Here is a 23,722-nt window from a genome sequence, read left to right as displayed (position 1 = left end):
GCAGGGTGGAACGGGGCGCTCCGGGTTGGCGCCGAGAGAGGTGTGCCTTCGTACGATTCGTCACGGTGACCGTGCGGCGTCATTCGGGACGGCCGGTGGATTCACCCGTCGTTCACCGGGAGTCCGCCGTCCCGCACCCGCGTGCGCCTAGCGTCCGAGCCCTCAGACGACTGGATCCGGAGGGGACCGTGCGCAAGTTTCTGCCGCTCATCGGCTCGCCGCACGGCGGGAGCCGCGCCGCACTGACGTGCCGCTTCCGTTGTGGTGACGCCTGCTTCCACGAGGTGCCGAACACCAGCTCCAACGCCTACGTCGGCGATGTGATCGACGAGGCCCTGTCCCGCCGCGGCCTGCTCCGCGCCGGTGCCGCCGCCACCGTGATCGCCGCCACCGGCGCCGGTGCGCTCGCCGCCGCCGCGCCGAAGGCCGGGGCCCAGGGCCGTACGCCGGTCCCGACCGCCGACGGCGCCCGCGGGCTGCGGTTCACGCCCGTCGCGCCGAACACCGCCGACGCCGTGACCGCGCCCGGCGGCTACGGGCAGAACGTCGTCATCCGCTGGGGCGAACCGATTCTGCGCGGCGCCCCCGCGTTCGACCCCGACAACCAGAGCGCCGAGGCCCAGGCCGGTCAGTTCGGGTACAACAACGACTTCCTCGCGCTGCTCCCGCTGCGCGGCGAGCCGGGTCGTCAGCTGCTCGTGGCCAACCACGAGTACACCGACGAGATCCTCATGCACGCCGGGTACGACGCGGCCAACCCCACCCGCGAGCAGGTGGAGATCGCCTGGGCGGCGCACGGCATGTCGGCCGTCGTGGTCCAGGAGGACCGCCGCACGGGCGCCCTCACCGCCGTCACCCGCCATCAGCTCAACCGCCGCATCACCGCGACCAGCGAGTTCCGCCTCACCGGCCCGGCCGCCGGCAGCGACCTGCTGAAGACCTCCGCCGACCCGACCGGCACCAGGGTCCGCGGCACGCTGAACAACTGCTCCGGCGGCACCACCCCGTGGGGCACGATCCTGTCCGGCGAGGAGAACTTCAACCAGTACTTCGCGGGCGCCGGCCGGGTCACGGACCCCGACCGCGCGGCGAAGCTGGCCCGCTACGGGCTGACCACCGGCGAGTCCGAGCGCAAGTGGGAGCGCTTCGACGACCGGTTCGACCTGGTCAAGGAGCCCAACGAGGTCAACCGCTTCGGCTGGGTCGTCGAGTTCGACCCGTACGACCCGGACTCCGTCCCCGTCAAGCACACCGCCCTCGGCCGGGTGAAGCACGAGGGCGCCAACATCCGTCTCACCGACGACGGCCGCGCCGTCGCGTACTCCGGTGACGACGAGCGCTTTGACTACCTGTACAAGTTCGTGTCGAAGAACCGGATGCAGAAGGGCGACTCGGCGGCGGCCCGCGAGCACAACAAGCGGCTGCTGGACGAGGGCACCCTGTACGTCGCGAGGTTCACCGGCGACAGCCCCGCCGCCGAGATCGACGGCACCGGCACGCTCCCGGCGGACGGCGGCTTCGACGGCTCCGGCGAGTGGATCCCGCTGGCGTCCGGCGACATCTCGTACGTCGAGGGCATGACGGCCGAGGAGGTGTACGTCTACACCCGGATCGCCGGTGACAAGGTCGGCGCGACGAAGATGGACCGCCCCGAGGACGTCGAGTGCTCCCCGCGGACCGGCAAGCTGTACGTGGCGCTGACGAACAACACGCAGCGCGGCACGGCCGGCAAGGCCGCCCCGGACGAGGCGAACCCGCGTACGAACAACAAGCACGGGCACATCCTCGAGCTCACCGAGCACCGCGACGACGCGTCGGCCAAGAAGTTCGCCTGGCGGCTGTTCCTGGTCTGCGGCGACCCGGCCGACCCGGGCACGTACTTCGCGGGCTTCCCGAAAGACAAGGTCAGCCCCATCTCCTGCCCGGACAACGTGGCGTTCGACGTCCACGGCAACCTGTGGATCTCCACCGACGGCAACGCGCTCGGCCACCACGACGGCCTCTTCGGCGTGGCGACCACCGGCCGCTACGAGGGCCAGGTCAAGCAGTTCGTGACCATGCCGAACGGCGCGGAGACCTGCGGCCCGCTGGTCCAGGAGACCCGCGTGCTGGTGTCCGTGCAGCACCCGGGCGAGCTGGACGGCGCGACGGTGGAGCACCCGCTGTCGGCGTGGCCCGACGGGCCGGGGACGATGGTCCGCCCGTCGGTCGTCGCGGTGTGGCGCGAGGACGGCGGCGCGATCGGCGTGTGACGTGACGCGGGCGGAGGGCGGGGTGCGTGTGGGCACCCCGCCCTCCTGCTGTTACGCCCCCGTCAGCACCTCCGCCGCCGCGATCCCCGACACCCGCGTCGCCCCGTAGGTCACCAGATGCACCGCACCGGGCCGGTCCCGCGTCGGCAGCCCCATCTCGACCACCAGCGCGTCGGGCCGCCGCCCCACCAGCGCGGACAGCGCCTCGGCGGACCACCGGTGCCGCGCCGCGTCCCGTACGGCGACGACGAGCGGCCTCCCGGCGGCGGGAGCCAGCGCCCGGTCCAGGGCGCCGTCCGTCAGGTCGGCCTCGGTCAGCCGCACGGACGTGGTGCCCGGCCGCAGCGCCGTCAGCGGTGCGGCGACACCCCAGGGGGTGGCGTCGTCGACGGCGGGCGTGGTGGTCGTCGACAGCTCGATGACGTGGGCGTCCGCGGCGAGCGGGAAGTCCGCGCCGGCCCCCTTGCGCACGTCCACCGCGCGCCGGGCGGCGGCCAGGCCGATGTCCGGCGCGTCCTCGCCGGCGGCGGCGTTCCGCGCCAGGCCGCCGGACCAGGCGGCGAACGCCGCGACGCGGGCCGCGGCGTCGGCCAGGCGGGACTCGGGCAGCGTGCCGTCCAGGACGGCGGCGACCAGGGCGTCGGCCAGGTCGGCGGTGACGGACTCCGTCGCGTACTCGCCGCCGGTGCAGACGGCGTCGACCCCGGCCGTGATCGCCCGTACCGTCGCGCCGGGCATGCCGTAGGCGTCGGCGACGGCGCTCATGTCGATGCCGTCGCTGACCACGATGCCCCCGTAGCCGAGGTCGCCGCGGAGCAGGTCGCCCAGGATGCGGGGGCTCAGGGTGGCCGGGAGGTCCGGGTCGAGGGACGGGATGAGGAGGTGGCCGGTCATGATCGCCCGTACCCCCGCGTCCACGGCCGCGGTGAACGGCGGGAGGCCGACGCGGGCGATGGACGCGGCGTCGGCGGTGACGCGGGGGAGGTCGTGGTGGGAGTCGACGCTGGTGTCGCCGTGGCCGGGGAAGTGCTTGACGCAGGCCGCGACGCCGGCGGACTGCAGGCCCCGCACCCAGGCGGCGGTGTGCCGGGCGACGAGCGCGGTGTCCGAGCCGAAGGAGCGCACGCCGATGACCGGGTTCCTCGGGTTGGAGTTCACGTCGGCGCTGGGCGCGTAGTTCAGGGACACCCCGACGTCGCGCAGGTCGCGGCCGATGTCGCGGGCGACGCGCTCGGTGAGCCCGGTGTCGTCGACGGCGCCGAGCGCCAGGTTGCCGGGCCGGGAGGCGCCGGTGGCGACCTCGAGGCGGGTGACGTCGCCGGCCTCCTCGTCGATCGCGACGATCAGGTCCGGGTTCTCCGCGCGTAGCGTCGCGGTGAGCGCGGCCACCTGCTCGGGGCTCTCGATGTTCCGCCCGAACAGCACCACGGACGCCAGCCCGTCCGCGATCCGCCGCAGCAGCCAGTCCGGCGCCGTGGTCCCCTCGAACCCGGGCTGCAGCACGGCGTTGGCCAGCCGCGTCAGATCCGGGTGGCGACTCGCTGCCATGGGTTCCTCCGGTAAGGCGGGGTACTGCGGTACGGACGGGGATTGGACTATACCAATCCACGCGCGTGGCGTATCCCCCTCCCGGGGCGGGAAATCCCTGCAAGTCCCGCGCCGGGCCTGCCTAAACTTGCCCGCCATACGGGCCGACATCCCCACGGACCAGGGACGCACCATGCTCACCATGCAGGACGCACTGACCGCACTCGACGCCTACTGGACCCGCGCGGGCTGTATGAAGGTCCAGCCGATGAACACGGAGGTCGGCGCGGGAACCCTGAACCCGGCGACGTTCCTGCGCGTCCAGGGCCCGGAGCCGTGGCACGTCGCGTACGTGGAGCCGAGCGTGCGCCCCGACGACTCCCGCTACGGCGAGAACCCGAACCGGCTGCAGACCCACACCCAGTACCAGGTGATCCTCAAGCCCGAGCCGGGCAACGCCCAGGACCTCTACCTCGGCAGCCTCGAGGCGATCGGCATCGACACCGCCGCCCACGACATCCGCTTCGTCGAGGACAACTGGGCCTCCCCGGCGCTGGGCGCCTGGGGCCTGGGCTGGGAGGTCTGGCTGGACGGCCTGGAGATCACCCAGTTCACCTACTTCCAGCAGGCCGGCGGTATCGCGCTGGACCCGGTCTCCGTCGAGATCACGTACGGCATCGAACGGATCCTGATGGCGCTGCAGGGCGTCAGCCACTTCAAGGACATCGCGTACGCCCCCGGCCTCACCTACGGCGAGATGTTCGGGCAGGCCGAGTACGAGATGAGCCGCTACTACCTGGACGAGGCCGACATCCAGGCCAACCAGGCCCTCTTCGACACCTACGCCGCCGAGGCCCGCCGGATGCTCGACGCCCGCCTCCCGGTCCCCGCGTACTCCTACGTCCTGAAGTGCTCGCACACCTTCAACGTCCTCGACGCCCGCGGCGCCGTCTCCACCACCGAACGCGCCCGCGCCTTCGCCCGCATGCGCCGCCTCGCCCACGAGGCCGCGGAGCTCTGGGCCGACCGGCGCGCGGAGCTCGGCCACCCGCTGGGCCTCGCCGAGCCGTCCACCGCCCCGCCCGCCCCGGTGGAGGACACGGAGAACGTGGCCGGCCCGCAGACGCTGATCTTCGAGATCGGCGTCGAGGAGATGCCGCCGGCCGAGGTCGACCGCACTGCCGGCGCCGTACGCGACGCCCTGACCGCCCTGCTCGCCGGCACCGCCCTGCGCTACGCCGGGCTGTACGTCCACGCCACCCCGCGCCGGGTCGTCGCGATGCTCGGCGGCGTGGAGCCGCGCGAGGACGACCGCGAGGAGACGGTACGCGGCCCCCGTACGACGGCCCCCGCGCAGGCCGTCGAGGGCTTCGCCCGCAGCCGGGGCGTCACCCCGGCGGACCTGGGGCGCGGGACGTACCAGGGCAACGAGCACGTCACCGTGACCCGGACCGTGGCCGGGCGGGCGGCGCTGGACGTGCTGGCGGAGCTGCTGCCGAGGCTGGTGACGGGGCTGCGGTCGGAGAAGAACATGCGCTGGAACGCGCCCGGGCTGTCGTTCACCCGGCCGATCCGGTGGCTGCTGGCGCTGCTGGGGGAGGACGTGGTGCCGTTCACCGTCGGCAATCTGACGTCGGGGCGGACGACGTATCTGCACCGGACGTCCGCGCAGCCGGTGGTGGACGTGGCGACGGCGTACGAGTACTGGGCGTTCCTGGCGGAGCACGGGGTGGTGGCGAGCACGGACACCCGGCGGAAGATGGTCGTGCGGCAGGCTCAGGAGCTGGCGGCCCGGACGGGCGGGAGCGTCGACGTGGAGACGTACGCGCCGCTCGTGGCCGAGATCGCGAACCTCGTCGAGCGCCCCACCGCCATCCTCGGCTCGTACGACCCGAAGTACCTGGACCTCCCGGCGGACATCCTGACCACCGTCATGCGCAAGCACCAGCGCTACCTCCCCGTGCAGGACCCGGCCGGGGCGCTGCTGCCGCACTTCGTCGCCGTCGCCAACGGCGAGTGCGACCACGACGTCGTACGGGCCGGGAACGAGGCCGTGCTGCGGGCCCGCTACGAGGACGCGGCGTTCTTCTGGCGCGCCGACCTGCAGACTCCGCTCGCCGACATGAGGGCCAAGCTGTCCCTGCTCACCTTCGAGGAGCGGCTGGGCTCGATGGCCGACCGCGCCGACCGGATCGCCGCCGTCGCGCGGGCGCTGGCCGACCGGGTGGGCCTGGCGGGCGAGGACCGGGTGACGCTGGAGCGGGCGGCGGAGCTGGCCAAGTTCGACCTGGGGTCGCAGATGGTCACCGAGCTGTCGTCGCTGGCGGGGCTGATGGCGCGGGAGTACGCGGTGCGGGCGGGGGAGACGGAGGCGGTGGCGACGGCGCTGTACGAGATGGAGCTGCCGCGCTCCGCCGGTGGCGGGCTGCCCGGGACCGTGCCGGGGGCGCTGCTGGCGCTCGCGGACCGGTTCGATTTGTTGGCCGGGCTGTTCGCCCTGCGGTCGGCGCCCACCGGGTCCTCGGATCCGTTCGGGCTGCGGCGGGCGGCGCTGGGGGCGGTGAACATCCTGCGGGCGCATCCGGGGCTGTCCGGGCTCACCGTGTCGGAGGGGCTGGCCCTGGCGGGGGCGCGGCAGCCGGTCGCGGCGGATGCGGCGGCGCTCGCGGAGGCGGAGCAGTTCACGGTGCGCCGGTTCGAGCAGTCGCTGCTGGAGGCCGGGACGGCGCACGCCCACGTGCAGGCGGTGCTGCGCCGGGGGGCGGATCCGGCGGCGGCCGAGGCGCTGCTGGGGGAGCTGGACACCCTGGCGGGGACCCCGGCGTTCGACCGGGTCACGGCGGCCGTCCAGCGGGTGCGGCGGATCGTACCGGCGGACACCACGGCCGCGTACGACCCGGCGCTCTTCACCGACGAGGCGGAGCGGGCGCTGCACCGGGAGCTGACCCGTACGAGCGAGGCCCTGAAGGGCGACACCCGGCTGACGGCCTTCACCGAGGAGACCGGCGCCCTCGCCGGCGCCGTCGACACCTTCTTCGACGACGTCCTCGTCATGGCCGACGACCCCGCCGTCCGCGCCAACCGCCTCGGCCTCCTCGCCGCCGTCCGCGATCTCGCGGACCCCGTCCTGGCCTGGGACGAACTGCGCTAGCCCCGCCCGTATCCACACCCCGACTGCCGCTCCGGATCTTCCGGGGCGGCAGTCGTCACTTTCCGGGGACGAGTTGTTCACCTGTAGTTGGCCCCCGCGCACAACCGGAATCCGCACATAGCCACTTGCATGGCGTTTGCCCGGGCTCACCTCCCTCATCCGTTTCATCCGGACACGGTCACACACCGTGTCCCCTAGCTATCGAGGCAGTGAGCGTGCATACCTCTCTTTCCCTCCGGCTGGGCGCGCTCGTCGCGCTCCCCGCCCTCGCGGTCGGCCTCAGCGGCTGCGGCGCCATCCTGGACACCGGCAAGGACGCCGATACCAAGGCGGGCGCGTCCGCCTCCTCCCTCACCGGATCCGTCTCCGTCGACGGCTCCAGCACCGTCGCCCCCCTGACCCGGGCCGCCGCCGAACGGTTCGAGGCCAGGCACCCGGGCGTCGCGGTCTCCGTCGAGGACAACGGCACCGGTGCCGGTTTCGAGGCGTTCTGCTCCGGTGAGACCGACATGTCCGACGCCTCACGTCCCGCCCAGGACGAGGAGAAGCTCACCTGCGCGCGCAACGACATCGCGGTGGAGGAGTTCACCGTCGCCAACGACGCCCTGACCGTCGTCGTGCACAAGGACAACGACTGGATCGACTGCGTCACCACCGGGCAGCTGAAGAAGATCTGGGAGCCCGGCTCGAAGATCAAGAGCTGGCGGGAGGTGGACCCGTCGTTCCCCGACGAGCCCCTGCAGCTCTTCGGTCCCGGCGTCGACTCGGGCACCTTTGACTACTTCACCGAGACCGTCAACGGCGAGGAGAAGGCCTCCCGCGCCGACTTCACCCCCAGCGAGGACGACAACGTCCTGGTCCAGGGCGTCTCGGCCAGCAAGGGCGGCCTCGGCTACTTCGGCTACACGTACTACGAGGAGAACGCGGACACCCTCAAGGCGCTGAAGATCGACGCCGGGAAGGGCTGCGTGGCGCCCGGCGTCGGGACCGTGCAGGACCATACGTACCCGCTGAGCCGGCCGCTGTTCATCTATCCCTCCGCCGCGGCCCTGGACCGGCCGGAGGTGCTGGCGTTCGTCGAGTTCTACGTCGACAACCACGCCTCCATCGCCGAGGAGAGCAAGTACATACCGCTCAGCTCCGCCCAGGAGAAGAAGCTGCGCGTGGCGCTCGCGGGGCTCAAGAGGGCCCACGGGTAACGGAGTTCACCTGCGAAGACGCGAAGAATAACGTTCGGGTAACGCAAACACCGATCGGCTTGCCGATATTCACCTCGCGTTAACCGACTTCACCCGTTCGTGTCTGTATCCGGGCCGTTCCATAGGTCCTGCCCGGGGCTCCGGGCAGGCACTTCCCGCCTCCGAGGGGAGATCCGCGCCACGCGAGGGGGACGCCGAATGCACCGGGTCCGGGTGAGCACATGGTTATAGCGAATACCGGGGTGCCCGGCCGCGTGCTCCTGCTCGCCGACCCGGACGAGCAGGTGGCACACGATCTGGCCGAGCATCTGTCCGGACACCAGGTCAAGGTCGTCTTCTGCTCCGACGGCGCCGAGGCGCTGCTGCAGGTGGGTCTGCAGCAGCCGGACGCCGTCCTGGTGAGCGCGAGGCTGCCGCTGGTGCCGGGCGCGCAGGTGGTGGAGGTGCTGCGGCGGCGGTGCACCACCCCGGCGATCATCGGTGTCGGTCCGGACGACGCCGAGGACGCCGTGCAGGCGCTGACCGCGGGGGCCAGCGCCTGTGTCGCCCGGCCGTACCGGCCGTACGAGGTCCTGAAGCTCCTCGGGGTGGCGGGTCCGCCCGTCCAGGAACTCGACCGGACGGTGACGGCGGGTCCGTACACGATCAACCCGGCCACCTTCGAGGCGCGGATCGGCGGCCGGCTCGTCCAGCTGCCGCTGCGCGAGTTCAAACTGCTGCACCTGCTCGTGGCCCACGCCGAAAAGGTGGTCACCCGCGATCAGATCAGCGCCGAACTCTGGGGCGGCACCGCCCCGAAGTCGAACACCATCGCCGTCCACATCAGACGGCTCCGCGACCGGATCGGCGACGATCCGCACGATCCCCGGGTGATCCTCACCGTTCGCAACGTCGGATACCGCTTCGTGCCCCCGGCGGGGGCACCGCGATGAGGACACCCGGCCGCGAGGCCACCCGGTCTCGTATCCACCGGCACCAGCCCATGCTCGCCGCCCACCCAGGTGCGGCTCCCGAGAAAAGGAAAGTCACCGAAGTGAAGCTGCAGCGCAAGAATGGGTTCCGCGCCCTGACCCTCGGCGCCCTCGCCGTCTCCGGCGCCCTGGTCCTGTCGGCGTGCGGGTCCGACGACAACACCGACGCCGACAAGGGCTCCGACAGCTCGTCGTCCGCCGCCGCCCCGAGCGACGTCAAGTGCGCCGGCAAGGGTGAGCTGCTGGGCGCGGGTTCCTCCGCCCAGAAGAACGCCGTGGACAAGTGGGTCCAGGACTTCCAGGCCGCGTGCTCGGACGTCACGGTCAACTACAACCCGGCCGGCTCCGGCGCGGGCATCGAGGCGTGGCTCGGCGGCCAGGTGGCCTTCGCCGGCTCCGACTCGCCGCTGAAGCCCGAGGAGCTCGAGGCGTCGAAGAAGATCTGCTCCGGCGGCCAGGGCATCAACATCCCGATGGTCGGCGGCCCGATCGCGGTCGTCTACAACGTCGACGGCGTCGACAAGCTGTCGATGGACGCCAAGACGATGGCGGACGTGTTCTCCGGGAAGATCAAGACCTGGGACGACGCGGCCATCAAGAAGCTGAACCCGGACGCGAAGCTCCCCAGCACCAAGATCCAGCCGGTGCACCGCTCCGACGAGTCCGGCACCACGGACAACTTCACCAAGTACCTCAACTCGGTCGCCCCCGACGCGTGGGCGCACGAGCACGAGAAGAAGTGGCCCCTCGAGGGCGGCCAGGCGGCCGACGGCTCCTCCGGCATCGCCTCCCAGGTCCAGCAGACGGCCGGCACGATCTCGTACGTCGAGCTCTCCTACGCCACCGCCTCGAACCTGAAGACGGTGGACGTCGCCACCGGTGCCGCGACCCCGGTCGCGGCGACCGTGGAGAACGCGTCCAAGTCGATCTCCGTCGCCAAGAAGGCTGGCACCGGCTCCGACCTGGCGCTCGAGCTCGACTACGCCTCCAAGGAGGAGGGCGCCTACCCGATCACCCTGGTGACCTACGAGATCGCCTGTGACAAGGGCAACAAGGCCGAGTCCCTGGACGCCGTGAAGTCCTTCCTGGCCTTCACCGCCTCCGAGAAGGGCCAGGCGTCCCTCTCCGAGGCCGGCTACGCCCCGATGCCCCAGGCGCTGATCGCCGAGGTCCGTACCACGGTCGACAGCCTGTCCTGATCCACCCGGCCGGTCCGGGGGTCACCACCCCCGGACCGGCCGTCCGGTGCACCGCCACCGGGCCGGCCGCACACAACCGCGGCCGCCCACCCCAGACCGGAGACACACAGACATGACTTCCACACCGGTGGAGACCACCGACCGGCCCCCGCAGGCGGCCGGCTCCCGCATATCCGACCAGGGCACCAGCCGGGTCGGCGACAAGGTGTTCCTGGGCCTGTCCCGGGGCTCCGGGATCGCCGTGCTCGTCATCATGGGCGCCATCGCCGCGTTCCTGACGATCCGCGCCGTGATCGCCCTCGCCGACAACGAGGGCAACTTCCTCACCACGTTCGAGTGGAACGCCAACGCGATCCCGCCGAAGTTCGGCATCGCGGTGCTGGCGTTCGGCACGGTTGTCTCGTCCGTGATCGCGATGCTCATAGCCGTGCCGTTCGCGGTCGCCATCGCGCTGTTCGTCACGCACTACGCGCCGCGCGGCCTCGGCGGCCCGCTGACGTACGTCATCGACCTGCTCGCCGCCGTGCCCTCCATCGTGTACGGCCTGTGGGGCGCCCTCTTCCTGGTGCCGCACCTCACCGACTTCTACGTCTGGCTCGACGAGTACTTCGGCTGGACGAAGATCCTCTCCTACGACGGCACCGCCCCGCGGTCCCTCTTCACGGTCGGCATCCTGCTCGCGATCATGATCCTGCCGATCATCACCAACGTCAGCCGCGAGGTCTTCGCGCAGACCCCCCAGATGCACAAGGAGGCCGCCCTCGCGCTGGGCGCCACCCGCTGGGAGGTCATCCGCACCACCGTCCTGCCCTTCGGCCGCTCCGGTGTGATCTCGGCGTCCATGCTGGGCCTGGGCCGCGCGCTGGGCGAGACGATGGCCGTCGCCACCGTCCTGTCGCCGTCCGCGCTGATCCGCCCCCAGCTGCTGGAGGCAGGCGGCGGCACGTTCGCGCAGAACATCGCCTCCGCGTTCAAGGAGGCCGGACAGTACGGCCGGGACGCGCTCATCGCCTCCGGTCTGGTCCTGTTCGTCATCACGCTGATCGTCAACGGCGCGGCGCGGCTGATCATCGCGCGGCGCAAGGAGTACTCGGGGGCTGACGCATGACCGCCGTAGAAGACGCCGTGGCCGTCCCCGCCGGCAAGGACCCCCTGGGCATCCAGCACGCGCGCCTCCCCCGCTGGACCCCCGCCGCTGTCGCGATCGGCGCGATCGTGCTCGCCGTCGTGGCGGGCGCCGCCGCGGACCTCGGCAACAAGGTCCAGGTCGGCCTGATCGCCGGACTGCTGTACGTCGTCGGGACGTTCGCCGTCTCCGCCGCCGTGGAGGGCGTCCGCCAGGCCAAGGACCGCCTGGTCACCGTCCTCATGTGGGGCGCGTTCCTGATCGCCGTGATCCCGCTGGCCTCCCTCATCTGGGAGACCGTCGACCGCGGCAAGACCGTGCTGGACGCGGACTTCCTCACCCACTCGATGAACGGCGTCCTGACCATCGGCCCCGGCGGCGGCCTTTACCACGCGCTGCTCGGCACCATCGAGCAGGTCGCCATCGCCACCGTGATCGCCGTCCCGATCGCCCTGCTCACGGCCGTCTACCTGGTCGAGTACGGGCGCGGCAGGCTCGCCACCGCGGTCACCTTCTTCGTCGACGTCATGACCGGCATCCCGTCGATCGTGGCCGGCCTGTTCGTCCTCTCCCTGTGGATCGTGATCCTCGACCTCGGCTACTCCGGCTTCGCCGGCTCGCTGGCCCTGGCGATCCTGATGATCCCCGTGGTGGTCCGCTCCACCGAGGAGATGCTGAAGCTCGTACCGAACGAGCTGCGCGAGGCGTCGTACGCCCTCGGCGTGCCGAAGTGGAAGACGATCGTCAAGGTCGTCCTGCCCACCTCCGTCGGCGGCATCACCACCGGCGTCATGCTGGCCGTCGCCCGTATCACCGGCGAGACCGCCCCGGTGCTGCTGCTCGTCTTCGGCAGCCAGGCGATCAACACCAACCCCTTCGACGGCACCCAGGCCTCGCTGCCGCTGTACGTCTACCAGCAGTGGGCGAACGGCAACCAGGCCAGCTGGGACCGCGCCTGGGCGGCGGCACTGGTGCTGATCGCGTTCGTCATGATCCTCAACCTTCTGGCCCGCGGCATCGCGCGCTGGAAGGCTCCCAAGACCGGCCGCTGACGGCCATCCACGGACAGGAGTAACAGCAATGGCCAAGCGAATCGACGTCAGCGGGCTCAGCGCCTACTACGGGAAGTTCAAGGCCATCGAGGACATCTCGATGACCGTCGAACCGCGCTCGGTGACGGCCTTCATCGGCCCCTCCGGCTGCGGCAAGTCCACCTTCATCCGCACCCTGAACCGGATGCACGAGGTGACCACCGGCGCCCGCGTCGAGGGCAAGGTGCGCCTGGACGACGAGGACCTGTACGGCCAGGGCGTCGACCCGGTCGCCGTGCGCCGCGTCGTCGGCATGGTCTTTCAGCGGCCGAACCCCTTCCCCACCATGTCGATCTACGAGAACGTGGCGGCCGGCCTCAAGCTCAACGGCAAGGTCAGGAAGTCCGAGCTCGACGGCATCGTGGAGAAGTCCCTCAAGGGCGCGAACCTCTGGAACGAGGTCAAGGACCGGCTGAACCGCCCCGGCGCCGGTCTCTCCGGCGGCCAGCAGCAGCGGCTGTGCATCGCCCGCGCCATCGCGGTCGAGCCGCAGGTGCTCTTGATGGACGAGCCGTGCTCCGCGCTCGACCCGATCTCCACCCTCGCCATCGAGGACCTGATCGGCGAGCTGAAGGAGCGCTTCACGATCGTCATCGTCACGCACAACATGCAGCAGGCGGCCCGCGTCTCGGACCGCACCGCGTTCTTCAACCTCTCGGCCGTCGGCCAGCCCGGCCGGCTCATCGAGATCGACGAGACGGAGCGCATCTTCTCCAACCCCTCGGTGAAGGCCACCGAGGACTACGTCTCCGGCCGCTTCGGCTGAGGGACCTCCCGGTCTCACCCCGCGGTGCTGCATTGGCGGTGCCACCGCGGGGTGACAAGCCCCGCCCCTCCTGGGGCGGGGCTGCGCCCGGTTCCGTCGTTACGGGGGTACGACGGGACCGGGTCCGTGATCCGCGTCACCCCCGCCGTCCGTCCCCCGTGATAGGCTGCTCACAGCACGTGTGGATGCCGATGATCGTTCCGGCTCCCGTGCCCCTTCCTCGAAGCGTCGCCGCCGCAGTGCTCTCCGGTCATCCGCCGGAGCCCTCGTCCCCGTCGCGTCGTCCGTGTCCGCGCCGCCGCTCTGGCGTGCCGCGTATCCCCGTAGCAGCAACTGTCCGACGTCCTGAAGGGACGGAACCCATGACCGATACCACCACGCTCACCACACCCCCCGAGACCGGCGCCGCCGACCGGACGACGCCCGTCAGCGGCATTTTCGAGACCGGGCAGAACGGGGGCGGCGTCATCCGCGTCACCGGCTATCTGCCCGGCGCCGCCGACGTCCAGGTCGCCCAGCGCGACGTCCGCCGCCTGGGCCTGCGCCGCGGCGACGTCGTCACCGGCGCCGCCCGCGCCGGGGGCCGCCAGGGCGCCCTCGTCCGCGTCGACACCGTCAACGGCGGCGAGCCGGGCGCCCAGCGCCCCCGGTTCGAGGACCTCACGCCCCTGTACCCGCAGACCCGCCTGCGTCTGGAGACCTCCCCCGAGCTGCTCACGACCCGGGTCATCGACCTCCTCACCCCCGTGGGCAAGGGCCAGCGCGGCCTGATCGTCGCCCCGCCCAAGGCCGGCAAGACCACGGTCCTCAAGGAGCTCGCCCACGCCGTCGAGCTGAACCACCCCGAGGCCCATCTGATGGTCGTCCTCCTCGACGAGCGCCCCGAGGAGGTCACCGACATGCGCCGCTTCGCCGGCCCCCGCACCGAGGTGCTGGCCTCGACATTCGACCGCCCGGCGAAGGACCACACCGCGCTCGCCGACCTCGCCGTCGAGCGGGCCAAGCGGCTGGTGGAGCTGGGCCACGACGTCGTGATCGTCCTGGACTCCCTGACCCGGCTGTGCCGCGCGTACAACAACAGCGCGGGCCCCGGCGGCCGTACGCTCTCCGGCGGCGTCGACGCCGGCGCCGTGCGGCACCCGAAGCGAATCTTCGGGGCCGCCCGTAACACCGAGGAGGCCGGATCGCTGACGATCCTCGCCTCCGTGCTGGTCGAGACCGGCTCCCGCGGCGACGAGTACTTCTTTGAGGAGCTGAAGTCCACCGGCAACATGGAGCTCCGGCTGGACCGTCACCTCGCCGAGAAGCGCGTCTTCCCCGCCGTCGACGTCGTCCCCTCCGGCACCCGGCGGGAGGAACTCCTCCTCGGCCAGGGCGAGCTGGCGGTCGTGCACAAGCTGCGCCGCGTGCTGCACGAGCGCGACGCCGTCGCGGCCATGGAGCTGCTCCGGGACCGGATGCGCCAGACCGCGACGAACGCGGAGTTCCTGCGGAAGATCGACCTCACCACGGCGGCCTGAGAGGTCAGCCGGCCTCGCAGCGCGCCTTCATCGACTCGATCTCCGTCTGTACGTACCGCCGCGTCCGCGCCCCCGTCAGCAGGCCCACCGGCCCCGCCAGCGGACCGCTCTGCTCCAGCCAGATCCGCAGGTGCGACCCGTCACCGCGCGCCGTGACCTCGTGCCCGGCGACCGTGCGGGTGCCCGCGGCGGACGCCTGCCAGACGAAGACGCGCCCCTCCTCCAGCTCGGTGACCTGCCACACCAGCACCGGGATCCCCGGCTGCTTGAGACGGACCTTCTCGCCGACGGCGAGCGCGTCGCCGCTCTCCCGGCGGACCCAGGTCGTGGTGGGGATGAAGTCCGCCCAGTGGTCGACGTCGGCCATCACCTCCCAGACTTTCTCCGGGCTTACGGCGACATCCAGTTCGGTTTCGTAGCGCATGGGATTCAGGGTGCTCCCGCGGCGCGCCGGGCGCCAGGCGGTTACGCGTCGATGACGTTCGTACCGAGGAGGACGAAGAGGAGGACGCCGACGACGACGCGGTAGCCGACGAACAGATTGAAGTTGTGCTTCGCGACGTACCGCAGCAGCCAGGCGATCGAGGCGTACGCGACGACGAACGACACCACCGTGCCCACGACCAGCGGCGCCACGCCGACCCCGCCGCCGACGGCGTCCTTCAGCTCGTACAGCCCCGCGCCCGTGAGGGCGGGCAGACCGAGGAAGAACGACAGCCGCGTCGCGGCGACCCGGTCCAGGCCCAGCAGCAGACCGGTCGACATCGTCGCGCCGGAGCGGGAGAAGCCGGGGAAGAGCAGCGCGAGGATCTGCGAACTGCCCACGAGCATCGCGTCGTTGAGCGTGGTGTCCGCCTCCTGCCGCTTCAGCGTCGCCCAGTGGTCGGCGGCCCACATGATGCCGGAGCCGACGATGAGGGATCCGGCGACCACCCAGAGGCTGGCGAGGGGGCCCTCGATGAGGGGCTTGGCGGCCAGGCCCACGACGACGATGGGGATGGTGGCGTAGATGACCCACCAGGCGAACTTGTAGTCGTGGCCGGTGCGCCGGTCCTTGTCGCGGATGCCGCGGCCCCAGGCGGTGGCGAAGCGGACGATGTCCTTGAAGAAGTAGACCAGCACCGCCGCGATGGCCCCGACCTGGATCACCGCGGTGAAGGCGACGACCGCCTTGTCGTCCACGGGGATCCCCATCAGACCTTCGCTGATCTTCAGATGCCCGGTGGAGGAGACGGGCAGGAACTCCGTCACCCCTTCGACGATGCCGAGAATGACGGCGTCGCCGACTCCGATCTCGCTCACGTGCTCTCCTCGCGGTGGCTGATCCGGGGGGACAGCTTATGAGTTCCGGGAGTGTGCCCGGACCTGCCTTTCGTCAGGGGACGGGCTGTCGATCGTGAGTACGTTCTCGCGGGAGTTGTCAGGCCCGCCGGACCACCTCCGCCGCCGCGCCCTGGAGGGCGGCTATGCCGAGGAGCACGGTCGCGGGACCGCTCCCCGCCACGACGCCCGTGAGCGCCGCGCCCGTCGCCGCCGCGGTGATCTTGAAGCCGGCGCCCAGGGTGAAGACCTGGGTGCGGACGCCGGCCGGGGCGTGATCCGCGCGGATGCGGAGGGTGGCCGTGAGGAGGGGACCGTCGAAGAACCCGGCGACGGCGAAGAGGGCCGCGCAGCCGGCGAACGGCTCGACGACGGCGGCCCCCGCGAGGGCGGCCCCGGTGCCGAGGAGGCTGTACGCGGCGATCCGCGGCGGCGCGGCGCGAGGTGGCCTGCGGGCGACGGCGAGGGCCCCGGCGAGGGCGCCACCGGCGAAGACGGTGAGGAGTACGCCCCCGGCGCCGGGATAGCCCCGGGATTCCTCGAGCTGTACGGCGGTGAGGGTGAGCCCGCCGACGCCGACGAAGGCGAGGGTGGTCCCGGCGGTGACGGCGCGCAGGGGGCGGATACGCCAGAGGGCACGGAGGCCGGAGCTCTTGGGCGCCCTCTCCCCGGGGATCGCCCGCACCCCCCGGGGGAAGCACACCGCCGCCGCGCCCGCTGCCGCCGCGAGCACCGTCCCGGCGACCCCGGCCCCCGCCAGAGCGGCGACGAGGGTGACGAGGGCGGGCCCGCCGAGTCCGGCGACGTTGTACGTGGCGGCGTCCAGCCCGTACGCCCGGGCACGCTCGTCCTCCCCGGTCAGCTCCGCCAGTACGGAGGACAGCCCCCCGGTGACGGCGGGCCCGCAGGCACCCCCGGCGACGGCGACCCCGAGGACCACCCCGAGGGGCGCCTGCCCGACGCAGAGGGTGAGCGCCCCGACGGCGACGGCGAACCCCGCGAGGGCCCCGCGATAGAAGACGGCGGGCCTGCGGACGCGCGCCGCCAGCGCCCCGGCCGCGGGAGCGGCGACGACGTGGGGCGCCATCCACGCGGCGAGCACCGCGGCGGCGATCCCGGCGCTGTGGGTGCGCTGCTGGGCGAGCAGGACTACGGCGATGCCGACGCCTTCGTCGGCGGTGCGGGCTAGGGTGGCGCAGGTGAGGTAGGGGATCAGGGGCTTCACGTGTGGGACGGTAACGCGGCGCGTACTGGAGGCGTTGCGAATTGTTCACCGCCCACCGCCACCGCCCGCCGACGCGGACGATGCGTTTGAGGCGGACGACCGTCGGCCGATGACGTAGCAGCGACCCAATTCCAGCCCGGCGTTTGAGGCGGACGACCGCCGGCCGACGACGCAGAAGTAACCCCATTCCAGCCCGCCCGGCGCTTGAGGGCGAGGCGCGAAGCGCCGACAGGGGGGTGACACCATCAGAGGCATGACCGACGACCCCCTCTACGTAGGCCACGCCCCCACCGACGCCGCCCTCGACCGGGGCTGGCTGATGGGCCACTTCAAGAACCCCGCAGACCCCCGCCACAGCGAGGACGTCGAGATCAAATGGGGCGTCCACCCCCCGGGCGACCGCCGCGAACAGTGGGCCACCGGCGAGGTGCGGACCGCCCTCCTGGTCCTGATCAGCGGAAAGTTCCGCCTGGACTTCCCGCACCGCAGCGTGCTCCTCGACCGGCAGGGCGACTACGTCCTGTGGGGCAAGGGCATGGACCACTCCTGGGAGGCCGAGGAGGCCTCCACCGTCCTGACCGTCCGCTGGCCCTCCGTCCCCGGCTACCGGATCCCGGACCCGGCGTAAACGAAAAAACGCCCCAACTCCCCGTACAACCCTGGGTGAACCTCGTATGTCTGAAAGGTGAGGGCAAAGAAGCACCGCCCCACGCCGACGGGGGACCCCAGCATGACGAACGGGAAACGCACCGCAGCAGCAGCCTTACTGACCCTGACCGCAGCACTCCTCACCGCGCCGCCCGCCGCCGCCGCGCCGGAGGCGAAGCCGTACGACTTCAACGGCGACGGCTACCAGGACCTCACCACCGGCGTCCCCAGGGGCACCGCCAACGGCCAGGCGCAGGCCGGCTACCTCAGCGTCGTCCCCGGCGGCCCCAACGGCCCGGACGCCGCCCGCCGCTTCACCGTCAGCCAGTCCACCACCGGCATCCCGGGCGGCTCCGAGGCCGGCGACCACTTCGGCGGGCGGTTCACCTCCGCCGACCTGAACGCCGACGGCTGCGCCGACCTGATCGTCTCGGCCCCCGGCGAGGACGAGGCCACCGGCCGGATCACGATCCTCTGGGGCGCCCGCACCGGTGGCTTCACCCGGGGCACGCTCCTCGACGGCACCATCCCCCGCGGCGGCTACGGCGCCGTCGGCATCGCGGTGGCCGAGACCACCGGCGACGGCGTCCCCGAGATCGTCACCGCAGATCAGGGCCCCGCCGGAGCCGCCCTGACCGTCGCCCCCGGCCCCTTCGCGCCGGGCGAGGTCCCCGCCGTCCCGTTCCAGGAGGATCCCGCCGGCGCCGAGACGGTCTACCACGCCATGGCCGCCGGCGACTTCAACGGTGACGGCCGCACGGACTTCGCCGTGACGATCAGCTCGCCGTACTTCACGGCGACCACCTTCTGGCAGGGCTCCGACTACGGCCTCGACCACGCCATCGACTGGGACTACTCGCAGGCCTACGGCACCGCCCTGGCCGCCGCCGACTTCGACGGCGACGGCACCGACGACCTCGTCTACGGCAACGCCACCCACGGCTCCAGCGACTCGCCCGACTGGGACCCGTACTGGCCCATGCGTACGGGAGTCGGCGGCAGTGTGCGCGTGCTCTACGGCGCCCAGTGGGGTCCCGCCTCCTTCCGCCGCCCGCAGGACCTCAGCCAGGAGACGCCGAACATCCCGGGCTCCGGCCTCGGGGCGGCGGAGCAGGGCGACGGCTTCGGCAAGGCCCTGGCGGTCGGCGACATGAACGGCGACGGCTACGCGGACCTGGCGATCGGCCTCCCCGGCGAGGACATCGGGACCGCGCCCGACGCGGGAGCGGTGACCGTACTGTTCGGCTCCGTGTTCGGCCTCACGACCGAGACCGTACGCAACGTCCAGCAGGAATCCGCCGGGATCCCCGGAAGCAACGAGAAGGGCGACGCCTTCGGCAAAGCCCTCGCCGCCCGCGACCTCAACGGCGACACCTGGGCCGACCTGACCATAGGCCAGCCGGGCGAGGACACCGGCCAGGGCCGCGTCATCGTCCTGCCCAACGCGGCGCCCGCCGGCGTCCGCTGGTACTCCCCGGCGTCCCTCGCGCTGCCCGGCCCGCACGCGGGCCTCGCGTTCGGCTCGCTCCTGGGCGACTGACCTCCCGTAAAGCTCCCCCCACGACCGTACGTCCGCGGCCGCGCCGATGCGCCGTGGGAATCCGAGGAGAGCATGGAGGTTCTCCTGTGCGTCATTTCAAGAGCGCGGCCCTGACGGCCGCGGCACTACTCACCCTGGGCGGCGGTGCGATCTGGGCGGCTCCGGCCGCGCAGGCCGCGACACCCGCCCTGTCCATCGGCTGGCAACAGCGCAACTGCGACTACAACGGCGACGGCCGGGACGACATCCTGACCGGCGCGCCCGGCGCGACGGTCGGCGGGGCCAAGGGCGCGGGCTACATCACCGTGCAGTACAGCACGTCCGCGGGGATCAGCACCGCCAAGCGCACCGTCCTCAGCCAGAACTCCTCCGGCGTCCCCGGCGGCGCCGAGGCCGGCGACGGCTTCGGCAAGGCGGTGGCCTCCAGCGACCTCGACTTCGACGGATACGACGACGCCATCGTCGGCATCCCCGGCGAGGACCTGGCGGGCCTGTCCGACACCGGCGCCGTCACCGTCTTCTGGGGCTCGTCGACCGGCCTGCACGGCTCCGACAGCACCTGGCTGGAGGACCCCGACGAGCTCCTGGCCGGAGCCAACTTCGGCCGCGCGGTCGAGGGCGCGCACTACTTCGCCCTCGACCCGGCGAACCCGGAGGCCAACGCCCGCGACTCGCTGGCCGTACTGGAGGACAACGCGCTGCTGTTCTTCACCGTCCCGCCCGGCGGGGCGCTGAAGTCCGGCGCGCCGCGGCTGACGGCGGCCGAGCGGAGCGTGCAGGCGAAGGATGTGGCGCCGAAGGCGGCCGCGGGCTTCGAGTTCCGTAACCTCAGCCACGGCAACTACGACGAGGACATGTACGCCGACCTGGCGGTCTCCGGCGTGGACAGCGCCGGCGTGAGCACGGTGGCCGTGATGATGGGCGGCCCGGACTTCGACGCCCTCGAGCTCGGCGACGGCGGCGTTTTCGAGGGCGGCCCGGCGATCGTGTCGGGCGACTGGGACGGTACGGGCCAGGACGACCTCGTCACCGGGGACACGGGGACCGGGTCGCCGAAGGGCGGCGCGATCACCATCTATCTGGGCCGCGGTGACCTGGGCGGTCTGGAGCAGGAGCCGGCCCAGTACTGGAACCAGGACTCCGACGGCGTTCCCGGCGGTTCGGAGACGGGCGACCAGTGGGGCGCCGACCTCTCCGCCGGTGACACCGACGGCGACGGTCTCCCGGACCTCGCCGTCGGCGCGCCGGGCGAGGACATCGGCACCGTGTCGAACGCCGGCGCGGTGTGGGTGCTGCGCGGCAGCCGGGGCGGGGGGTTCACGAACGTCGGGGTGAAGAGCTTCGACCAGGCGCTCTCCACCATCCCCGGCGCGGCCGAGACCTCGGACCGCTGGGGCGGCCAGGTCCGGCTGTTCGACGCCAACGGGGACAAGCTGTTCGGCCTGCTGGCGGCGGCCCCCGGCGAGAACACGAACGACGGCGTCGTCTGGGTCCTCCAGCCGTCCAAGTCGGGTATCACGGGCTCTGGCTCGTGGACCTACGGCGGCGGCACGCTGGGCGCATCGGCCTCGAACGCACAGTTCGGCGCGGCGATCGACGAGTAATACGCACCACCGCGTGGGCCCGGGTACCGGGCCCACGCGTTCCTCCGGCCCGTACGGAATGTCCCTTACGGGTTGTACCGGCCCAGTCACAAACCCCGGGTCCCCGTCCGGTCCGCCGTCCGCCTCGGGTACGTTCGATTACGTGGCTGGATTCAGGGATCGCCGGGGGCAGCAGCCCCACGGCTCAAGGCAGCAAGGACAGGGGCCGTACGACCCCCGGTACGGCCCGCCCGCGGGCCCGCCGCCCGCCGGACAGTGGCGGGGGCCGGAGCCGCAGGGCGGACCGGAGTACTACGACGGGGGCCGCCCGCGCCCGTACTACCCGGACAATCCCGGACACACCCACCCATACGGCGTCGGCGAGTCTCCCGACGCCTACGCCCCGCCGCCCGTGCCGGTCGGCCCGCGGCTGCCCTGGCGGGAGGTGCTGACGGGGATCGTCTTCCACCCCAACCGCACGTTCTGGGCGATGCGCGACCACAGCATGTGGGCGACCGCGCTGATCGTGACCGTGATCTACGGCGTGCTGGCGATCTTCGGTTTCGAGGAGGCCCGCGACGACGTCCTGGACTCCACGCTCTCCACCTCGATCCCGTACGCCCTGGCCACCGGGATCTTCGTCACCCTCGGCTTCCTGCTGCTCGGCGTGGTCACGCACACCCTGGCCCGCCAGCTCGGCGGCAACGGCAATCTGGCGCCCACGGTGGGCCTGTCGATGCTGATCGTCACGATCACCGACACCCCCCGGCTGGTCGCCGCGATGATCAAGGGCGGCGAGAACACGGTCGTCCAGGGCCTCGGCTGGCTCACCCTCGCCGCGGCGGGCGTGCTGCTGACGTCGATGGTGAGCAAGTCGCACGAGATCCCGTGGCCGAAGGCGCTGGGCGCGAGCGGGATCCAGCTGCTGGCGCTGCTGTTCCTGATCAAGCTCGGGACTTTCTAGGCGCGTTACGGCGAGAGGGGGCGCTCCGGTTTTCCCGGAGCGCCCCCTTTTTCGTCGTACGCGACCGCCTTACGCGAACCGCTGTCCCGCGGACCCGTCACAGGGCCGCAGCCGCAGATTGTCCGTCGCCGAAGCCAGCGTCAGGCACATCCCGGTGGACCCGGCCGGCCGCAGGGTGTCGCCCGACCGCGTGAACTGCTGGTTCACGCCGCCGTGGCAGTCCCACAGGATGAGCGACGTACCGGACGCGTAGTTGCTGTCCGGCACGTCCAGGCACCGGTCGTGGGTGAGCCCGGTGTAGATGAACCCGCGCGAGGTGTCGTGCCACCACAGCTGGTTGCGCCCGCCGTTGCAGGCGTACCCGGCGACCTTGGCGTTGTTGCGCGAGCTCAGGTTGTACGCGTCCACGCAACTGCCCGTCCCGGTCCCGCGCAGCGGCTTGAACGCGTCGTCCCACGCCCCCTGCCGCAGCACCGGGGTCCCGGTGCTCGCCGGGTCGGCGCAGGACGCCTCGCGCCAGGTGGTGTTGTACAGCGCCGTCAGACACGCGGCGAAGGCGCCGTGGCCGCGGGCGTTGGGGTGGAAGGACTGGCGCACGGAGTTCTCGTCGGGCGGGAAGGGGTTGGAGAGGTCCACGGTCAGACCGCGCGCCCAGGTGTTCTCCATGCAGACCTCGTGGCCCTGGAAGAGCCGCGAGTTGTCGAGGAAGATCGCGCCCGACTGCCGGGCCGCCTCACGCAGACCGGTGGCGAAGGTGGGCACCGCGTAGTTGCGGGCGAAGGCGGCGTCCTCGGTGTAGCCGGTACAGCCGCCCGGGATCTTGCCCGGGAAATCCGGGTTGTCCTCGACATCGGGTCCCAGCGGACCGGGGTAGGCCATCACGACGAGCTTGTAGTCGCTGTCCGCGTACCCGGCGCCGCGCATCACGGTCCGCAGATCGGCCACCGTCGCCTCGACCTTGGGCACCAGCCCGTCGATCCGCGCCTGCCAGCCCGGCTTGTACTTCGACTCGCACGCCCCCTGCAGCGTGAACCAGCGGATCACGCAGTCCGTGATCACGGGCCCGAACTGCAGGTCGTCGTTGGCGCCGGCGACCAGCAGGACCATCTTGACCTTGGTGTTGCGCGCGGCGATCGCGAGGCTGTCGCTCTGCACCAGCTCGTCCGCGTACTGCTTGGTCCCGCCGATCCGGATGTTGGTCGTGGCGGCCCCGGAGCAGGAGACGTTGTACGTCACGTCGGCGGCGATCCCGGTGCGGTGGATCGCGGCGTCGTGGGACCGGTGGCACCAGTTGTCGGGGCCGTTCGTACCGTCCTCGTAGTTGCCGACGCCCTCACCGCTGATCTGGCTGTCGCCCAGCGAGATCAGTGACGTGGGCCGTTCGTCGAGGGGCAGGATGCCCTGCTGCCCGTACAGCTTGCTCGCCTCGGCGGCCCGTACCTTCTCGAGCCCGGCCGACAGCGGCGCGACGTCGTCGCCCGCCTTCGCGCTCGCGCCCTGTGCCGTGATGACGCTTCCGAGCAGCAGTAACGTGCCCGCCACGCCGACGGCGATCCGTCGTGCTCTCCCTCTGCGCACCATGCGGTTACCCCTTCAGCGGCCCAATGGTTACTCGGGGGTTGTACTCGCAGGTAGAGCCT

18 protein-coding genes are annotated in these 23,722 nt (G+C 71.9%); 13 read left to right on the top strand and 5 right to left on the bottom strand.

The genetic code is table 11. The annotated features are described in order from the left end of the window. Positions 1–188 precede the first annotated feature (188 nt). Entirely contained in the window at positions 189–2,252 is a 2,064-nt protein-coding gene (locus SRB5_RS22185; protein WP_323378287.1) for a PhoX family protein, read from the top strand. A gap of 51 nt (positions 2,253–2,303) precedes the next feature. Here the strand turns inward: SRB5_RS22185 and SRB5_RS22180 are convergent, their stop codons facing one another. Further along, entirely contained in the window at positions 2,304–3,800 is a 1,497-nt protein-coding gene (locus tag SRB5_RS22180; RefSeq protein ID WP_153454755.1) for a glycoside hydrolase family 3 protein, read from the bottom strand. 181 nt (positions 3,801–3,981) lie between these two features. On the opposite strand from SRB5_RS22180, the gene SRB5_RS22175 reads away from it, so the two are divergent. The 8 genes from SRB5_RS22175 (at position 3,982) to rho (ending at position 14,802) form a co-directional block, all read left to right on the top strand. Then, positions 3,982–6,930, top strand: coding sequence for a glycine--tRNA ligase (locus SRB5_RS22175; protein ID WP_267132603.1), 2,949 nt, complete (start codon positions 3,982–3,984; stop codon positions 6,928–6,930). A 215-nt stretch (positions 6,931–7,145) separates the two neighbouring features. Beyond that, on the top strand, positions 7,146–8,129 hold the full coding sequence (locus tag SRB5_RS22170) for a PstS family phosphate ABC transporter substrate-binding protein (protein ID WP_323378286.1): 984 nt from the start codon (positions 7,146–7,148) through the stop codon (positions 8,127–8,129). A 221-nt stretch (positions 8,130–8,350) separates the two neighbouring features. After that, positions 8,351–9,061, top strand: a complete 711-nt coding sequence (locus SRB5_RS22165; protein WP_153454750.1) for a response regulator transcription factor — start codon at positions 8,351–8,353, stop codon at positions 9,059–9,061. 101 nt (positions 9,062–9,162) lie between these two features. Then, positions 9,163–10,299, top strand: coding sequence for a phosphate ABC transporter substrate-binding protein PstS (gene pstS, locus SRB5_RS22160; RefSeq protein WP_323378285.1), 1,137 nt, complete (start codon positions 9,163–9,165; stop codon positions 10,297–10,299). A 112-nt stretch (positions 10,300–10,411) separates the two neighbouring features. Then, positions 10,412–11,407, top strand: coding sequence for a phosphate ABC transporter permease subunit PstC (gene pstC, locus SRB5_RS22155; RefSeq protein ID WP_153454748.1), 996 nt, complete (start codon positions 10,412–10,414; stop codon positions 11,405–11,407). Continuing rightward, positions 11,404–12,477 carry a phosphate ABC transporter permease PstA gene (pstA, locus tag SRB5_RS22150; RefSeq protein WP_153454746.1) on the top strand — a complete coding sequence of 358 codons (1,074 nt, stop codon included), beginning with the start codon at positions 11,404–11,406 and terminating at the stop codon, positions 12,475–12,477. Before pstC ends, pstA begins: the two co-directional genes overlap by 4 nt. Before the next feature lie 28 nt (positions 12,478–12,505). Then, on the top strand, positions 12,506–13,282 hold the full coding sequence (pstB, locus tag SRB5_RS22145; protein ID WP_153454744.1) for a phosphate ABC transporter ATP-binding protein PstB: 777 nt from the start codon (positions 12,506–12,508) through the stop codon (positions 13,280–13,282). 362 nt (positions 13,283–13,644) lie between these two features. Continuing rightward, positions 13,645–14,802, top strand: coding sequence for a transcription termination factor Rho (gene rho, locus SRB5_RS22140; RefSeq protein ID WP_267132602.1), 1,158 nt, complete (start codon positions 13,645–13,647; stop codon positions 14,800–14,802). Between the two features lie 4 nt (positions 14,803–14,806). Here rho and SRB5_RS22135 read toward each other — a convergent pair whose 3' ends face one another. The 3 genes from SRB5_RS22135 to SRB5_RS22125 form a co-directional block, all read right to left on the bottom strand. Further along, complete coding sequence (locus SRB5_RS22135) at positions 14,807–15,226, bottom strand: SRPBCC family protein (RefSeq protein ID WP_153454740.1); 420 nt, start codon at positions 15,224–15,226, stop codon at positions 14,807–14,809. Between the two features lie 41 nt (positions 15,227–15,267). After that, positions 15,268–16,104 carry an undecaprenyl-diphosphate phosphatase gene (locus SRB5_RS22130; RefSeq protein ID WP_323378284.1) on the bottom strand — a complete coding sequence of 279 codons (837 nt, stop codon included), beginning with the start codon at positions 16,102–16,104 and terminating at the stop codon, positions 15,268–15,270. 118 nt (positions 16,105–16,222) lie between these two features. Then, positions 16,223–17,347: an MFS transporter gene (locus SRB5_RS22125; RefSeq protein WP_323378283.1), complete on the bottom strand. Its 1,125-nt coding sequence runs from the start codon at positions 17,345–17,347 to the stop codon at positions 16,223–16,225. Positions 17,348–17,600: 253 nt separating this feature from the next. Here SRB5_RS22125 and SRB5_RS22120 point away from each other — a divergent pair, with 253 nt between their 5' ends. From SRB5_RS22120 to SRB5_RS22105, 4 genes are all read left to right on the top strand, one after another. Further along, positions 17,601–17,975 (top strand): signal peptidase I, encoded by a 375-nt coding sequence (locus SRB5_RS22120; RefSeq protein WP_153454738.1) that lies wholly within the window; start codon positions 17,601–17,603, stop codon positions 17,973–17,975. A 102-nt stretch (positions 17,976–18,077) separates the two neighbouring features. Further along, on the top strand, positions 18,078–19,535 hold the full coding sequence (locus tag SRB5_RS22115; protein ID WP_153454736.1) for an FG-GAP and VCBS repeat-containing protein: 1,458 nt from the start codon (positions 18,078–18,080) through the stop codon (positions 19,533–19,535). Positions 19,536–19,621: 86 nt separating this feature from the next. After that, a complete protein-coding gene (locus SRB5_RS22110; RefSeq protein ID WP_323378282.1) occupies positions 19,622–21,139 on the top strand; it encodes an FG-GAP repeat protein in 1,518 nt (505 codons plus the stop codon). 142 nt (positions 21,140–21,281) lie between these two features. Further along, positions 21,282–22,082, top strand: a complete 801-nt coding sequence (locus SRB5_RS22105) for a Yip1 family protein (protein ID WP_323378281.1) — start codon at positions 21,282–21,284, stop codon at positions 22,080–22,082. A gap of 69 nt (positions 22,083–22,151) precedes the next feature. Here the strand turns inward: SRB5_RS22105 and SRB5_RS22100 are convergent, their stop codons facing one another. Next, positions 22,152–23,663: a ricin-type beta-trefoil lectin domain protein gene (locus tag SRB5_RS22100; RefSeq protein WP_153454732.1), complete on the bottom strand. Its 1,512-nt coding sequence runs from the start codon at positions 23,661–23,663 to the stop codon at positions 22,152–22,154. Positions 23,664–23,722 lie beyond the last annotated feature (59 nt).

The sequence above is a fragment of the Streptomyces smaragdinus genome (assembly GCF_009604385.1).
GTDB classification, from domain to species: domain Bacteria; phylum Actinomycetota; class Actinomycetes; order Streptomycetales; family Streptomycetaceae; genus Streptomyces; species Streptomyces smaragdinus.
The sequence above is the reverse complement of the archived record's forward strand: the minus strand, read 5'-3'. Positions and strand labels throughout refer to the sequence as shown.

Excerpts from the sequence above, each read along its gene's own strand:
- SRB5_RS22115 (WP_153454736.1), top strand. The coding sequence starts at position 18,078 with ATGACGAACGGGAAACGCACCGCAGCAGCAGCCTTACTGACCCTGACC.
- pstA (WP_153454746.1), top strand. The coding sequence starts at position 11,404 with ATGACCGCCGTAGAAGACGCCGTGGCCGTCCCCGCCGGCAAGGACCCC.
- SRB5_RS22100 (WP_153454732.1), bottom strand. The coding sequence starts at position 23,663 with ATGGTGCGCAGAGGGAGAGCACGACGGATCGCCGTCGGCGTGGCGGGC.
- SRB5_RS22165 (WP_153454750.1), top strand. The coding sequence starts at position 8,351 with ATGGTTATAGCGAATACCGGGGTGCCCGGCCGCGTGCTCCTGCTCGCC.
- SRB5_RS22135 (WP_153454740.1), bottom strand. The coding sequence starts at position 15,226 with ATGCGCTACGAAACCGAACTGGATGTCGCCGTAAGCCCGGAGAAAGTC.
- SRB5_RS22120 (WP_153454738.1), top strand. The coding sequence starts at position 17,601 with ATGACCGACGACCCCCTCTACGTAGGCCACGCCCCCACCGACGCCGCC.
- pstC (WP_153454748.1), top strand. The coding sequence starts at position 10,412 with ATGACTTCCACACCGGTGGAGACCACCGACCGGCCCCCGCAGGCGGCC.
- rho (WP_267132602.1), top strand. The coding sequence starts at position 13,645 with ATGACCGATACCACCACGCTCACCACACCCCCCGAGACCGGCGCCGCC.
- SRB5_RS22175 (WP_267132603.1), top strand. The coding sequence starts at position 3,982 with ATGCAGGACGCACTGACCGCACTCGACGCCTACTGGACCCGCGCGGGC.
- SRB5_RS22180 (WP_153454755.1), bottom strand. The coding sequence starts at position 3,800 with ATGGCAGCGAGTCGCCACCCGGATCTGACGCGGCTGGCCAACGCCGTG.
- pstB (WP_153454744.1), top strand. The coding sequence starts at position 12,506 with ATGGCCAAGCGAATCGACGTCAGCGGGCTCAGCGCCTACTACGGGAAG.